Here is a 15,137-nt window from a genome sequence, read left to right on the forward strand (position 1 = left end):
GTATTTTAAAATGGTTATAACAAATAGTTTTACGACAAGGGGAACTCTATATGCAAAATACAACAGTTTTATATGTGCCTATAGGTAGAAAAACATTTGATATTGAAGCAGCTGAAATGTATCGTCAAAAAAGTATGGAGTGGCTGAAAGGCAACTGCAGTACTCTTATCGCGCCAGAGCAAATTATAACTTCAGTTGAAGAACTACAGGGATTTCTTGATTCAATTAAAGGGGATAAGATTGATACCGTTCTATATCAAAGCGTTACGTTTGCCGACGGTGAATTTATGGTTAAGATATTGGAGTATTTTAAACAGCCTGTAATTGTTTGGTCCGTACGTGAGCCAAGTGTAGGGGGGCGTTTACGTTTAAACTCGTTAACAGGCGGAAATAGCACCAGTAATGTGCTGCGTAATCATCAGCATCCGTTTGCATTTGTATTTGGAAATCCAGATGAGAAAGCCTTGCAGGATCGCCTATTAAGACAAATTAACGTTATGCGCGTGCTAAAAGCATTAAATGAATTAAAAATTGGGGTAGTGGGAGATTATCCGCCGGGATTCTTCTTTTCACAAGCCAACGAAGAAGAATTAAAAAGCGCACTTGGCGTAACTCTTCATAAGATGGATTTACAAGAAGCGTTTAAAGAGTGCGTAAAGCTTCCAGAACACGAATGGATAGGGGAAGTGGAACGGGCAGAAAAGCAGGTGATTGGTTTAAATCGAAATGATGAAACGGTTGCTAAATTCGCTCAATTTTCCACTTATATTAAAAAGCACATTCAAAGTGAAAAGTTAGATGCATTAGCTATGCGATGTTGGCCCGATTTCTTTAATGATTTAGGAGCTGCTCCGTGCTCAACTCTGTCTCAGTTTACGGAAGACGGAATGGTGACATCCTGTGAGTCGGATATTCACGGATCGATCTCCATGTTTATCTTACGTGAGTTAGCGGGTGGAAATGCGCCTTACCTGGGAGATTTAGTTCACATAGACGAAGAAAAAAACTCAGTTGTTTTTTGGCATTGCGGTGCAGGAGCATATTCGCTCGCGAATCCTTCTACTGGAGCAACAGCAGGGGTGCATCCTAACAGAAAAATTGGTTTTGCAATGGATTTCGGATTAAAAGCAGGAGAAGTAACGATCTTCAGGGTAAGTCATACGCCTGATGGGTATCGCCTTCTAGTGATGAAAGGAGATGCCTTAGATGTAGAGCAGCCTTTTACAGGCACATCTGTAGAAGTTGAGTTAGCGACAAATGCATCAGACACCCTTTATGAACTTATGCATGCGGGGTATGAACCTCACTTTGCACTAGTTTATGGTGATGTGACAGAACATCTAATTGAACTAGGACGTATGCTTAATCTAGAAACAAAGGTCTATATCTAAGAAAATCGTACTTCTCTGCTACAGTAAAAGTTAGCCAATACTATATAATAATACCAAACGCTAACTTAAAAGGAGTTTGAGAATATGAAAGATACAATAGGTTCTAATAAAAATATCGCGCTTTATCTTCAAGTAAAAGATGTCTTAATTAAACGTATACAAGAGAAAACTTGGAAGCCGAATACGTTAATTCCAACAGAACAAGAATTAATGCAAGAATTTGATGTAAGTCGTACTACCTTAAGACAAGCTATTTCTATGCTAGTACAGGATGGACTGCTGGAAAAAAAACAAGGCAGGGGGACAATCGTAAAGCCTCAGCCACTGATCGGCGGCAGCTTAGGCAAGCTTAAAGGACTAGCAGAAGAAGTAGCGGAAAAAGGATTAACACCGAATTCAAAGCTGATTCGTACTGATTTTAAAAAAGATTTATATTATGAAACTTCCATGCTGGAACTGGATGCTGGAGAAGAAGTTTTAGTTATTGAACGAATTCGTTTTGCCGATGAAGTGCCTATTGCCATTGAACGTTCTTGCTGGCCTACGCATATTGGGAAAATACTAGTTGAACAAGATTTAAACCGTGCAAAATTTTATGAAGTACTAGAAGAGAATGAAATCTTCTTAAAACGAGCTAAAGAGAAGGTATCCGCTATTAATGCAACGATATATGAAGCCGATCTGTTAGGCATACGAGGCGGAGAAGCTTTACTTGAAATGACACGAGTAAGTTACGGTTTTGATGATAAGCCACTCGAATTTACGGTAACAAAATATCGCAGTGACAAATATCATTACAATATTGAGCTTACAAGATAAAACGCTAATACAATTAGGGATGTGGAGATAATGACAAGTTTAACTCAAGTCAAACAATATGGTTTATATGTAAACGGGGAATGGGAAACAACAGCAGAAAAAATGGAAGTCTTAAATAAATATACGCAGCAGCCTGCAGCTGAAATCTCAGTAGCTACAAAAGACGATGTAAATAAAGCTGTGGCCAGCGCGAAAGAGGCATTAAAAAATACTTTTTCACCTTACGAACGCTATCAAGTATTAATGAAGGCTGCTGAGCTACTACTAAGCCGTCAAGAAGAATTTGCTGAAATTTTGGCTGTTGAAGTTGGAAAGTCTATTCGTGAATCTCGCGGAGAAGTTGAGCGCGCGGCTACAACTTTACAAATTTCAGCGGAAGAGGCAAAGCGTATTCATGGAGAAGGTGTACCTGTTGAATCGGCTCAAGGCTCGGAGAATCGCATGGCTTTTACAGTAAAAGTCCCGGTTGGCGTTGTTGCAGCTATCACACCGTTTAATGTACCTATCAATCTAGTTTGTCATAAACTCGGACCTGCACTTGCAGCTGGGAACAGTGTAGTATTAAAACCTGCTGAAGTCACTCCAATTTGTGCGCTCAAGCTCGCTGAATTAATGGAAGAAGCAGGACTGCCAAAAGGGCGCCTTCAAGTATTGACTGGAGAGGGGGCAGAAATTGGTGAATGGTTATTAGAAAACCAGGATGTTAATATGTTTACTTTTACAGGAAGCCCAAGAGTAGGAGAGCTCATTCGATCTAAAGCAGGTTTGCGTAAAGTTTCACTTGAACTAGGAAATAATTCGGCTACTATCGTACATAAAGACGCTGACTTAGAAAAAGCTGCATCTTTAATTTCTCAAAAAAGCTTTAATAACGCGGGACAGGTTTGTATTTCCGTTCAACGAATTTATGTTCATACGAATATTTATACTGCATTTGTTAATAAGCTAAAAGAAAAAACAGAAAAGTTAGTAGTCGGTAATCCAATGGATGAGCAAACCGATATTGGACCTATGATTCGTCTTAAAGAAGCAGAGCGAGTGGAAGAATGGGTAAAAGAAGCGGTGGAAGAAGGGGCAAAAATTGAACTAGGAGGAAAGCGTGACGGTGCTTTTTATCTTCCTACAATTTTGACCAATGTAAATGATGAGATGAAAGTTTGTCGTCAAGAAGTATTCGGGCCAGTAGTAGCTATTGCTCAATATGATGAGATTGATGAAGTGATTTCAAAAGTAAACGATTCTGACTATGGGTTACAGGCAGGCCTTTTTACGAACGACTTACAGTTTGCTATGAAGGCAGCTCGCGAAATCGAAGTAGGCGGATTAATTGTAAATGATGCTTCAGCGTATCGTGTTGACCATATGCCATATGGCGGCGTGAAAAAGAGCGGTAACGGAAAAGAAGGGCCGAAGTATGCAATTGAAGAAATGACTGAAGAACGTATCATTGTTCTAAATTTATAATGTATCAGTTTAAATGAAAGACCTAGATTTTTAATTTTCTAGGTCTTTCATTTGGAAAATAACAAAGAAAACATGACGAAGGTGAACAAACATGGAGTTCCTAACAATCCTTCTTCCTATTTTTGGGATTTTTACACTTGGATTTATTGGGCAAAAGAAAATAGGATTTGATACCAAAACGATTTCAACAATGGCACTTTATTTGATGTCTCCAGTTCTAGTATTCAAAACATTTTACACAACCAAATTTACGATTGATTACTTATATCTTACGTTATACACATTTGCACTTTGCTTCGCATTAATTGCTGTCGTCTATATTATTGCTTATTTCCAGCGATATTCTACTTCAGAAACCTGTGGAATGATATTAGCGTCCTCATTTATGAATAATGGAAACTACGGTACGCCCGTTGTTTTATTACTTTTTGGCGTTACCGGCTTAGACTCTGCCATTATTCTAATGGTCATACAGCAATTGGTCATGTGTACAGTTGGAGTTTACTATGCCGCTAAAGGGAGTCCACAAGGAAATGGCATAAAATCAGCCGTTGACGCAGTCCGGCGGATACCAATTGTGTATGGGGGACTTTTAGGAGCTATATTTCAGTTTCTTCATATTCCATTAAGCAACTCTGTAAAAGAAGCGGTTGATTTAGTAGCGGGTGCAGCTATTCCCACCATCATGATTGTACTTGGAATGCAGCTAGCTAAAATATCAATTAGAAATTTAGCCAAAGCAAAAGTTTCATGGTCATTAGCCATCAAACTTGTGATTTCGCCATTTATCGCTTATATACTAACACTTCTGTTACCGGTGGATGAGATGGTCAAACAAATAATGATTATTATGGCTGCTATGCCCACAGCTGCGAATACAACTATGTACGCGCTTCAATTTAATACAGAGCCGGAGTTTGTATCAAGTGCAACGTTAATTAGTACCTCCTTAAGCCTTGCTACATTACCTATCATTTTTCTAATCGTTTTATAAAAGCATTCTAGATCATATAAGAGAGATTTCAATTTCAAATGATTGTAAAAGGAGTAGTTAATGTGAATTCTCCTCATAATTTAGTTTTGAAAGGCATTTTCTATTTTAGTTTTTTCCTTTTTTTATACTTTTATTTTGTATATGGATTTCAATATTCTCTGACTAAGTTTTGTTTTCTTAACTGTTTAATGACGGGAACCTCTTTTCTAATTCAAGATTCAAAAGGTGCTAAAGAAAAATTGGAAAAAGGATAATGTATGACTGAAACGGTAGGCATTCATTACTTTTACAAGCTTTATTTACATGTATATAAAAAGGATGGTATATAGATTAGAGAGGAATATTTTCATCACTAAAAAGCACTTAGTTATCCAACTAAGTGCTTTTTGGTGAATGAGGAGCAAGTTTCTTTTTCAACGGTAGAACAATCATAAAAACACCTATGATACTCAATATGCTCTCTAGAACGTAGAATTGATGCTCTTTTATATATCCTATAAAGCATTGACTACCAAAGATGAGAAATAAAACAGCTCCCAAATAAAACGAAGGATTTTTAATACACCAACTCATTCTTGATTCCATCTAATTCCTCCTTGTACGCTTTCTATAGCGTATTTATTGTATGTCGACTAAGAAAGGAGTAAGGTTGTTCCTTATGGATATACGAGTGGGTGTAAGAAAAGTTTCAAACATAACATCAACTCTCTTTTAGTGTAGGCGTTTATTTTACATTCAAAAATGAAACTAATTTTTTTAGTGTTGTTCCTTGAACAAGAAGAGAAAAGACTACATTACTAAATGTCATTGCTAATAACAGATTTTTCCCTTCAAATTCGGGTGTAATGCCTAAAACAAGCGCAATTGAAAGAGATCCCTTTAATCCTCCCCATGAAATAATAGGTTTCCATGAAGTTGGAATGGATTTATCAAAAGCTAAGCTTATATAGACAGCGAGAAAACGTGCTAAAAGAACAGTAAGAATACTTCCAACGATAAGCCATCCTTTATCTAAAAAATCAATACGACTCACTTCTAATCCTACTAGTAAGAAAATAAGCGCATTGGAGAGGAAGGCAATCGTTTCCCAAAAGGAATTTACTTTTTCATGTGTTAGATCTGACATACCTACGTTTCGTCCATAAGTTCCTAAGATTACGCCACCGACTACTACAGATATTACTCCAGAAACATCAAAGTGTTCAGCAAGCTGAAACGTACCATAAAATAGAACCATTGATAATCCAGTCTCCACTAAATAATGATCAATCTTAGATGTAATACGAGAAGCTAATAAACCAAATACTCCACCAATCAATATGCCTCCACTTACAACTTTCAGAAATTCAAGCAGCGCATTCAATGTACCCGTTAAGCTCAAGGCAGTAGTTACCACAGCAATTTGAAATAGTACAACAGCAACTCCATCATTTGCTAAACTTTCTCCTTCGACCACAATGGAGAGGCGCTTGTTTAGACCCATTGACTTAAAAATACTTAGAACGGATACAGGGTCAGTAGCTGCCATAAGTGCACCGAAAATTAAGGCTTCTTGTAAAGAAAGGTGCAAGAAAAAATAAGTAGAAGCAGCAACTAGTAAGAAGGTAAGAAATGTACCTAAAAAAGCTAATAAAGAAATCGATTGCTTATTACGTTTTAATTCATCAAAGGGCAGTTTAAGTGCTGCATCCCCTAACAAAGCTGATAAAAAGATAAAAATAACGGTCGTTTGGAAAACAGTATCATTTACTACATAACGTTTTATTTCTCCTAACCCAGGAATTGGAGTTAAACCAATGATTAATCCCATTACTACAAGGAAAGTGGGATAAGGTTGTTTCATTTTTTCTGCGATAAACACTACACCTACAGCAATAGCTAATAAAATAATCCAATATGTAACCATTTTTATGCTCCTTTGTCTCTTTAAACCTAAAATTATGCTTCATGTGCCAAGTATTGTTAAGGGTACATCCTTTTTATGGATAGGTTTCTGTTCACCTGGAGAGATATACGGCTTTTCTTATAACTTTGTTTATTATAGATAATATTTTCCTAAGGTATCATTAATAAGTAATAAATTACTTATATAATGCTAAATAATATAAATTTGAATTTGAATACAACTTCAATCATAGAAAAGTAAGTTTGTGCTTACAAACATGCATGAAGAGAAAGGTTGTTTCTTCACTAAGAGGAAACAACCTTTCTCATAGCTTACATACATGATGTTTAATATAAAGTTTCCCTCAAACAAAAATATAAATACTGGTTTGAAAATAAATCATAAACCTGTTAAAGCTTCATGTTGAATAAGTTAAGCAGTTTTTTTATTTTGCTTTTTATCTTCAGAAACTTCTTGTCGGAAGGACTTAATTAATGCATAGGACATAAATAGAAGAACAATCCCTAAGGGTAATGCACTGACAATAATAGCTGCTTGCATGCCTTGCAGGCCACCTGTACCTAATAAAATTGCTGAAATAGCAGCTAAAATAATTCCCCAAATAAATGTAACAAAGAAAGGTGGATTTAAATTCCCATTTGTAGTTTGCATCGCCAAAACAAAAGTGGCCGAATCTGCAGAAGTCACAAAGAACGTCAAAATAAGGACTACAGAGATGGTAGAAAGAAAACCTCCAAACGGCATTTGATCATACACAAAGAATAGAGACGTTTCTAAGCTTTGTTTTGCCACATCTAATCCTTTCACAAAATCAAAATAAATACCGGTACCTCCAAATACGCCAAACCATATTGAGCATACAAGTGTTGGAACGATTAATACAGCCATAATAAATTCACGAACCGTTCTTCCTTTAGATACGCGTGCAATGAAAGTTCCCACAAATGGAGTCCATGATATCCACCAAGCCCAGTAAAAAATGGTCCAATCTTTTACCCACTGGTTATTGTCAGAATTAAAGGGAGCAAATCGCAGCCCCATGCTTGGTAATTGTTGAACGTAGGAACCAAAGGTTGTAGAGAAAAGCTCTATTAAGTATTGTGTAGGTCCAAGAAAAAGAAAGGAAACAAATAGAATGACAGCTAAAACCATATTAGTGTTGCTCAAATATTTGATTCCTTTTGAAACACCAGTTCCTGCAGATGTAATAAATAAAATAGTCGTAATGGCAATAATAACGAGTTGAACTTTATAGCTAATAGGCATACCTGTTAGGTAATGGAATCCACTATTTATTTGTGAAGCTCCTAATCCTAAAGATGCCGCCACCCCAAATATAGTAGCAAACACAGCTATAATATCCACAGCGTATCCAATTGGTCCTTTGCTCTTATTTCCAATAAGAGGAGTTAGGGTTGCGCTCATTAGTCCAGGCATGTTTTTTCGGAATTTATAATAGGCTAAGGCAAGTGCTACTACAGCATAAATTGCCCAAGCATGAAATCCCCAGTGTAAATATGTATATTCTAGACTCAGTTTTGCAGATTCAGTAGTTTGAGGTTTCCCAAAAGGGGGCGTAGCATAGTGGGAGATCGGCTCAGAAATTCCGTAAAAAAGTAAACCAATTCCCATCCCAGCGCTAAATAACATCGCGAACCAAGTAGGGGTACTAAACTCAGGTTTTTCATGGGGTTTGCCAAGTTTTATTTTTCCAAATCGACTAAAAGCTAATACTAAGGCAAATATTAAAAAGAATGTGGCAGAAAATTGATAAAACCAGCCAAAACGATTAAGCAAATAACTTTCGGCGGTGGTCATGACGTGAAGTAGATTAGTTGGTTTTAATATACCCCAGCCTACAAATAAGACGCTAATGATTAAAGAGATCCAAAAAATAGGTGTTGTTTTCTTCACAATCTTCCTCCTTTATATTTTAAGTTAAAATTAAGTAGTTTCAGAAAGACTTAATTTTACTATTATAATTTTAAACATAAGTTTTGGAATATTTCAAATTGTTATTCTTGTTTTCCTATCTCAATCTCTCTATAGTTTTCTTTTTTGCTCATTTTTTTACATCTTGATTCTTTCTTTTTCCTAAATTTTTATTTTAATTCCCTTAATACGGAATAAAAAAAACGTCTTTTATAAAAAACATCTATTACTTTTTTCATATAGTACCAATACCAACCTTCTCAAAACAAAAAAGCTGTGGCTACTCTGCAGTTTGTTTTCTCTTTAAAATTAAATTTAGATAATGTTTCGTTATATCAAAACGAGTTAGATGGTCAAATTGTTGAGATTAATTCGGCAAATGGAGATATCTTTTCGGTCATCATTGAGTAATGGTTTGCTTATGATTTATGTGAAAATGAAAACAAAAGATGTTCGGTTTAGCATCCCGATTCCAAATGCTCTTTTAAACGTTGCTATTCGCATTGTATTTGACAACAACTGAGAGATTGAAAATTTCCAAAGAAGTATATAATGACCAGGATCAAAGCGTATACGATATCTTTTTAGATGATATTTCTAATATCAGATCTACTTTAGAAAGATTAGATGTAGATGTTTTTAAGCGCGCAGTAGAGAGCCTAATTAAAGCTAAAAGAGTGTATATTGTTGCAAATAGAAGTGCTACGGCTTTGGGTGTGTTTTTAGAGTACTATTTGCAATTTCTTCTAGAACAAGTCGAGCTTATTCATTCGATTGAGAACGTATCAGAACGTATATATGATTTAAATGAAGATGATGTAGTAATTGGAATTAGTTTTGCACGATATACGACAAGTACAATAAAAGTTCTTTCGTATGCACAGGAAAAAGAAGCAACAACTGTTGCCATAACAGATAATCTATTGTCTCCCCTAATTCCTTATGCAAATATCCCATTAACAGCATCCAGTCAAATGCCGACTTTTATTGATTCGTTTGTAGCGCCACTTAGTCTTATAAATGCACTAATTATATCTGTGGGAAAAGAAAAAGAGGAAAAATTCCATGATAAATTAGAGTCCCTCGAAGAACTATGGGACAAATTTAATATTTTTTATAAAAAATGATTCAGATAAAATTACATTTTTAAACAATAATGATTAATTTTAATTATGCTTCATTTGCAGCCGTAGAGAAAAAGAAACATATTTATTGCAAATAGCCGTTATGTATAGATGCTATGCAGGCTGTTAAACCTAGTAATTCTTCTCAAAATTTAAATATGTCTAATGAATTCTCAGATATATTTAAAGAAATCAATCAAAATAATAAACGAAATCCTACTCATCTTCAGTAGCCTATCTAAGGGTTTTTGGGGAAAACAACTGTTGAGAAGAGTAGTTTTTTTAGTATTTGTAAGGAAGAACTTATACTCTGAGCAAACTACACAAGATGGATGAATCATTATTCTGCATTAGCTCTCAATAAAACAGAAAAAGCTACTGAATTCCAGGGGCTGACCCACTCTTCAGTAGCTTTTTCTCATTTTAAGATGAATAGGATATAAACATTCTAGATAGCAAATTCTTATAGCTTTTAATAAAACTTTAAACGTCGACTCCATCACTATACTTATATCGACCTGGAAGAAAAAATAAAGGAGCAAATTATTAAAAAGAAAAGGAGAATTCAACCAAAGAGATCGAAAAGTTTTTATCCAATAATAATTCGTTCTTTTGGATAATGATATTTTTCTTCTTTAACTTTTCCTCTTATCAAGAATAAGCATGAAAAAATGCCAATTCGTCCTATAAACATCAATATGATAATCACTACCTTTCCCGAAGTACTCAGTTCGGGAGTTATTCCCATCGAAAGGCCTGTAGTTCCAAAGGCTGACGAAACTTCAAAAAGGATTTCTAATGCTGAAAAATGTGGTTCAAGATATGTAAGTATTATAACTGCAATTCCACAAATCATAACGGCTGTTGCAATAACCATGAAAGATTTTGTAATATCTTCATGTACTATTTCTCTTTTAAAAGCCTTTATTGTACTATTTCCTTTTGAATAAGAGTAAATGCTTAAAATCATAATTGCAAAAGTAGTCGTACGTATCCCTCCACCTACGCTACTTGGCGATGCTCCAATAAACATGAGAGTGCTTATTACAAGAAGTGTAGGGGTAGAAAACTTACTAATATCCATAGTGGCAAGTCCACCATTTCTAGTTGTAACCGATTGAAATAGTGAATAAAAGAAGGCTTCATGCCAAGTCTTTGTAGCAAAAAAATGATTGAATTCAAATAAATAAATAGCTAGTGTACCGAAAATAACTAACGCAAAAAATGTAAAGGTTGTTAGTTTAACGAATAAAGAAAAACGAAAGGGACGCTTACTCTTAGCACGACCTCTCATAAAATACCCTTTTTCTTTAAGGAAATATCTGCATTCTATTAATACGGGAAAGCCAATTGCTCCGACTATTAATAAAATCATATTCACTATTTGAACAAAATAATCGTGAGCAAAGGGGATTAAAGAAGACCCTGTTATATCAAACCCCGCATTTGTAGTAGCACTTACTGATGCAAAGAAGCCTTGTAAAAAAGCTTCTTCCCAGGTAGGAAAGTATTCTAAAAAATGTAGCCCTAATACAACGGCCCCTATAAATTCAATAGATAAAATTAAAAATAAAATTTGCCTCATTAACTGAACTAAACCAGAAAGAGTAAACTGGTTTTGATCCGTCATAATTAGTTTTCGTTCTCGCAAACCAATTTTTTTTCCTAGTAGCAACCAAAAAAATGTTCCAAGAGCCATTACACCAATTCCCCCAAATTGAAGGATAAAGGCAAAAATGAAAGTTCCCGGAACGCTAAGAACTTCATTCATAGGGATAGTAGAAAGACCCGTTACACTAATAGCACTAACAGAAGTAAACACTAAATCCACGATGCTGATGTGAGCAGAAGGTTTCACTGTTATAGGTAAAGCTAATAAAATGCTTGAAATCATAACAGCTGAAACATAATATAAAACAATTATTTGAACTGAGGATAGTCTCTTCGTTAGTCTATAAACCTTATTTCTCATACTTAACCTCTTTAAAACATAATATTTATTCACAATAACATTATACAAAAGAGATGATTAGATTTGAAAGACTATTACAGTCCACTTTTCTAGATTTTCACCTATTTCATTTGTGATAAAGTCCTGTAAGAAGATAGTAGTTAACGTTATTATTATTCTAGGCAGTTTAATTAACTCTTAAGAAATACATCACAGTACGGTGAGGGAAGAGAGAAGAGGTTTTGTACAAAGTATTGTTATTATTTATTATGGGGGTGGAAATTATGAAAGTGACAATTTTAACGTTAGGCAGTAGAGGAGATGTACAGCCTTATATTGCACTTGCTCGAGAAATGATTAAGATTGGACATGAAGTAGTCATTTGTACAGGTGGGACGTTTCAACATTTTATTGAAGAAAATAAGGTTTCCTTTCATCCCGCTGCTACTGATTTGATGGCGATAATGGAGAGCGAGGAAGGAAGAGATATACTTAATGGTAAGAAGTTTTCACCTTTTAAAATAATGAAATTTTCAAAAGAAAAAATTGCTCCATCCTACAGAAGAAGTATGGATGATTTTTATCTGGCTTCCCAAGGAGCCGATCTAATCATTTATCATCCTAAAGCTCTTGGTGCCGTTGATATTGCGCTGTACTATCATATTCCTTGCATTTGCTTACCGCCCGTTCCAATTATGTATCCAATTACAGAGTTCCCAAATTTCTCTTTATCGTCAAAACAAAGCTTTGGTCCTACATTAAATAGATTATCCTACAAGATAGTAAAGTTCAGTGAGTACCCTTTTATGAAAGAAATTAACGATTTTAGAGAAAAAACGTTAAAATTCCCGAAGAGAAAAGCCGGACTTTACACATATGACGTAAACGGTGCACCTATTCCTATAATTTATCCGATTAGTCCTTTTCTTTTCAAAGAAGTAGAGAGTTGGAAAGGTTCTGTATGTCTACCAGGTTTTTTCTTTTTAGAAGTAGAGGAAGAGGTGCTACCCAATGAAATAGAAAACTTTCTAGAAAAAGGAAAGAAGCCTATTGTAGTATCATTTAGTTCTATGCCTTTAAAGAGTCCATCAATTTTTAAACAAAAGTTAATTCAGGCATTAAAGGAGACGGACAATCGCGCAATAGTGCTAACAGGAACAAGCGGTATGAAGTTTAATCAACAAGAGAATATACTCGCCGTTAAAGGTGCATCCCATAGACTTTTATTTAAACGTGCTAAAGGCATTATTCATCATGGAGGTGTTGGAACAATGTCTGAAGCTTTACTGAGTGGCGTACCACAAATTATCATTCCGTTTACAGTGGATCAACCGTTTTGGGCAAATCTTCTCTATAAAAAAGGGTATTCACTAAAGCCGTTACAAGAAAAAAATCTCCAAGTATTCGAATTGGTTTACGCGTTAGAACAAGTAGAAAATAAAGAGTATATTGAAAATGCTCAACAAATAAAAAGCATCATTCAATCGGAAAATGGTGTATACCAAGCGGTGAAGCATATAGAAAGCGTAGTACACAAATTGCGGGATAAATAGATGGATTGAAGGATAGCTAAACAGCTAGTATGTGTTTTAAGAGAGGAGTTTTATCCAATCAACTCTTATATATGAAAACAGCTTTGTTTGTAATAAAGTTACGTTCTCCAGTTAATAGTAAGTAACGACAGGAAGTGACTGTAAGTCGACTTACATACATAGGTGTTTAAATAAAGGAGTTTTTATGGATATAAATAAGGGAAAGCAAAAGCTCGAACTAATAAAAGGATTACTACTTATAGCCAAAATATCTATAGCTTCTGGTGTATCGTGGGAACTGGCAAAAATGTTAGGCTCTAAGCATCCTTATTTGGCGCCTTTAACTGTGATTCTTTCTATTCAAGAAACCATCCAGCATTCTGCTGTGTATGCTTTTTATCGAATTATCGGCACTCTTTTTGGAATTGCTGCTACGATTTTTATCATTAAACATGTAGAAGTGAACGGATGGACGATAGGGTTATTATTAACAATGGGAATGGTGCTTCCTGTTGTATTAAGGCTACATAAGACGATCATTCATCAAATTGCGCTTACTATTTTATTAGTTTTTGTATTTGTTCATAAAACAAATTATTATGTCTCTGATCGAATAAGAGACACGATCATAGGAGCTCTTGTCGCTATTATTGTTCATATCATAATTGTTCCACCAAATTACGTAAAAGAAGCTCGTAGAACTTTAACTCAATTTGGAATAGACCTTGGACAATTATTTGAAAAGGTGGCTTACTGGGTAAATAATAACTGTACATTTGTTGAAGGAGAAAATTTAATAGATGATACAACCAACTTGCTTCAGGAACTTCACCAGGTCGAAAAGGAATTAAGGAAAGCAGAAAAGAGTTTAAGGTTGAACCCATTTGGCAGAAATAAAAAGCAGCAGTTAAAACAAAATGAACAATTCCTTTTTCAACTGAAGCATGGGTATACTTATATTTCGAGTGTACTCACTACATTTAACGACTGGTCCAAAACGAATTCTCTACCCACAGTTGATGGACAAAACTGGGCTGTTCAACTACAGGTATTAGGAGAATACATAACAGAACAAGCTAATAAAAACGTAGAAAATTACTCTATAAAGAAATCATCTTTGGATGTACTCGATCTTTCTTCGATACCTTTACAAATCCGTATCCCACCTGAACTAGAGTCCCAGAGATATCAATTAAGTCTATATAATGATACGCTTAAATTAATTGATAAATTAAAAGCAAAATGATACTAATTCAAGTGATCCAGATATCCCTTTTATAAGTGGGGTGATAACTTCAGTATCCAGTTATTGAACTATACATGCACAGTAGAAGAGGGAAAGAAGTTACCAAGGGGTGACTTCTTTTTTTTATTGAATAAATAATACAATTTAGCTTTTATATTTTCCGCTCCAGTGCTCATATCCACATAAAATCTAGAATATGTTTTTAATACGTCGCTAAGTGTTTCAACTAGCTACAAAAAAATATAAAAATTTATGTTGACAGTAGGAGCATATGATTTTATAATTATCCTTAATTCAAGATATTTTAATTCAAGATTTTAAAGTGATGAAAAACAGGAGGAATAAAAAATGGTGAGCATTGGTTTATTGTTAATACGTTTAGTCATTGGATTATCTTTTATGGCTCATGGAACTCAGAAGTTATTTGGATGGTTTGGCGGTCACGGCTTAAAAGGAACGGGCGGCTGGTTTGAATCCATCGGAATGAAGCCGGGTGTTAGAATGGCTTTAATGGCTGGTTTATCAGAGCTAGTAGGTGGAGCTTTATTTGCTGCAGGACTTCTTACACCGCTTGGAGCACTTTTGATTGCCGGAACAATGATCATGGCGATTGTGAAAGTACACGGTCCAAATGGATACTGGGCAACACAAAATGGGTATGAATATAACCTTACGCTTTTAGTTGTAGCGATCGGTGTAGCAATTGCAGGACCAGGTTATTACGCACTCGATACGTTTATTTTTTAAAAGAGAAAATGGGTTGGAATAAGAAAGGTGC

Annotated in this window: 12 protein-coding genes; 8 read left to right on the forward strand and 4 right to left on the reverse strand. The window is 35.2% G+C overall.

What is annotated here, in order from left to right; genetic code table 11:
• The first annotated feature begins 50 nt into the window (after positions 1 to 50).
• The 4 genes from sftI to ACRPLY_RS09700 all read left to right on the forward strand — a co-directional run bounded on the left by sftI (position 51) and on the right by ACRPLY_RS09700 (position 4,668).
• Positions 51 to 1,391: a sulfoquinovose isomerase gene (gene sftI, locus ACRPLY_RS09685; protein WP_325078029.1), complete on the forward strand. Its 1,341-nt coding sequence runs from the start codon at positions 51 to 53 to the stop codon at positions 1,389 to 1,391.
• Positions 1,392 to 1,475: 84 nt separating this feature from the next.
• Positions 1,476 to 2,210 (forward strand): GntR family transcriptional regulator, encoded by a 735-nt coding sequence (locus ACRPLY_RS09690; protein ID WP_325078028.1) that lies wholly within the window; start codon positions 1,476 to 1,478, stop codon positions 2,208 to 2,210.
• Positions 2,211 to 2,240: 30 nt separating this feature from the next.
• A complete protein-coding gene (locus tag ACRPLY_RS09695; RefSeq protein WP_325078027.1) occupies positions 2,241 to 3,674 on the forward strand; it encodes an aldehyde dehydrogenase family protein in 1,434 nt (477 codons plus the stop codon).
• Between the two features lie 91 nt (positions 3,675 to 3,765).
• Positions 3,766 to 4,668, forward strand: a complete 903-nt coding sequence (locus ACRPLY_RS09700; RefSeq protein WP_325078026.1) for an AEC family transporter — start codon at positions 3,766 to 3,768, stop codon at positions 4,666 to 4,668.
• 375 nt (positions 4,669 to 5,043) lie between these two features.
• Here the strand turns inward: ACRPLY_RS09700 and ACRPLY_RS09705 are convergent, their stop codons facing one another.
• The 3 genes from ACRPLY_RS09705 to ACRPLY_RS09715 form a co-directional block, all read right to left on the reverse strand.
• The gene (locus tag ACRPLY_RS09705; RefSeq protein ID WP_165636234.1) at positions 5,044 to 5,253 is read right to left on the reverse strand and encodes a hypothetical protein; all 210 of its coding nucleotides are present in this window, start codon (positions 5,251 to 5,253) and stop codon (positions 5,044 to 5,046) included.
• Positions 5,254 to 5,392: 139 nt separating this feature from the next.
• A complete protein-coding gene (locus ACRPLY_RS09710; protein WP_325078024.1) occupies positions 5,393 to 6,574 on the reverse strand; it encodes a cation:proton antiporter in 1,182 nt (393 codons plus the stop codon).
• A 411-nt stretch (positions 6,575 to 6,985) separates the two neighbouring features.
• Positions 6,986 to 8,488, reverse strand: a complete 1,503-nt coding sequence (locus ACRPLY_RS09715) for a BCCT family transporter (protein WP_325078023.1) — start codon at positions 8,486 to 8,488, stop codon at positions 6,986 to 6,988.
• Between the two features lie 545 nt (positions 8,489 to 9,033).
• Between ACRPLY_RS09715 and ACRPLY_RS09720 the strand changes: the two genes are divergently transcribed.
• Entirely contained in the window at positions 9,034 to 9,633 is a 600-nt protein-coding gene (locus ACRPLY_RS09720; RefSeq protein ID WP_432231784.1) for a MurR/RpiR family transcriptional regulator, read from the forward strand.
• A gap of 586 nt (positions 9,634 to 10,219) precedes the next feature.
• On the opposite strand, the gene ACRPLY_RS09725 is transcribed toward ACRPLY_RS09720, so the two are convergent.
• Positions 10,220 to 11,602 (reverse strand): TrkH family potassium uptake protein, encoded by a 1,383-nt coding sequence (locus ACRPLY_RS09725; RefSeq protein WP_430078100.1) that lies wholly within the window; start codon positions 11,600 to 11,602, stop codon positions 10,220 to 10,222.
• 263 nt (positions 11,603 to 11,865) lie between these two features.
• Here ACRPLY_RS09725 and ACRPLY_RS09730 point away from each other — a divergent pair, with 263 nt between their 5' ends.
• The 3 genes from ACRPLY_RS09730 (at position 11,866) to ACRPLY_RS09740 (ending at position 15,106) form a co-directional block, all read left to right on the forward strand.
• Positions 11,866 to 13,134 carry a glycosyltransferase gene (locus ACRPLY_RS09730; RefSeq protein WP_432231785.1) on the forward strand — a complete coding sequence of 423 codons (1,269 nt, stop codon included), beginning with the start codon at positions 11,866 to 11,868 and terminating at the stop codon, positions 13,132 to 13,134.
• Positions 13,135 to 13,318: 184 nt separating this feature from the next.
• On the forward strand, positions 13,319 to 14,359 hold the full coding sequence (locus ACRPLY_RS09735; RefSeq protein WP_432231786.1) for an FUSC family protein: 1,041 nt from the start codon (positions 13,319 to 13,321) through the stop codon (positions 14,357 to 14,359).
• Positions 14,360 to 14,707: 348 nt separating this feature from the next.
• Positions 14,708 to 15,106, forward strand: coding sequence for a DoxX family protein (locus ACRPLY_RS09740; RefSeq protein ID WP_028414851.1), 399 nt, complete (start codon positions 14,708 to 14,710; stop codon positions 15,104 to 15,106).
• Positions 15,107 to 15,137 lie beyond the last annotated feature (31 nt).

Source organism: Priestia sp. TGN 0903, assembly GCF_050846855.1.
Taxonomy (GTDB): domain Bacteria; phylum Bacillota; class Bacilli; order Bacillales; family Bacillaceae_H; genus Priestia; species Priestia zanthoxyli.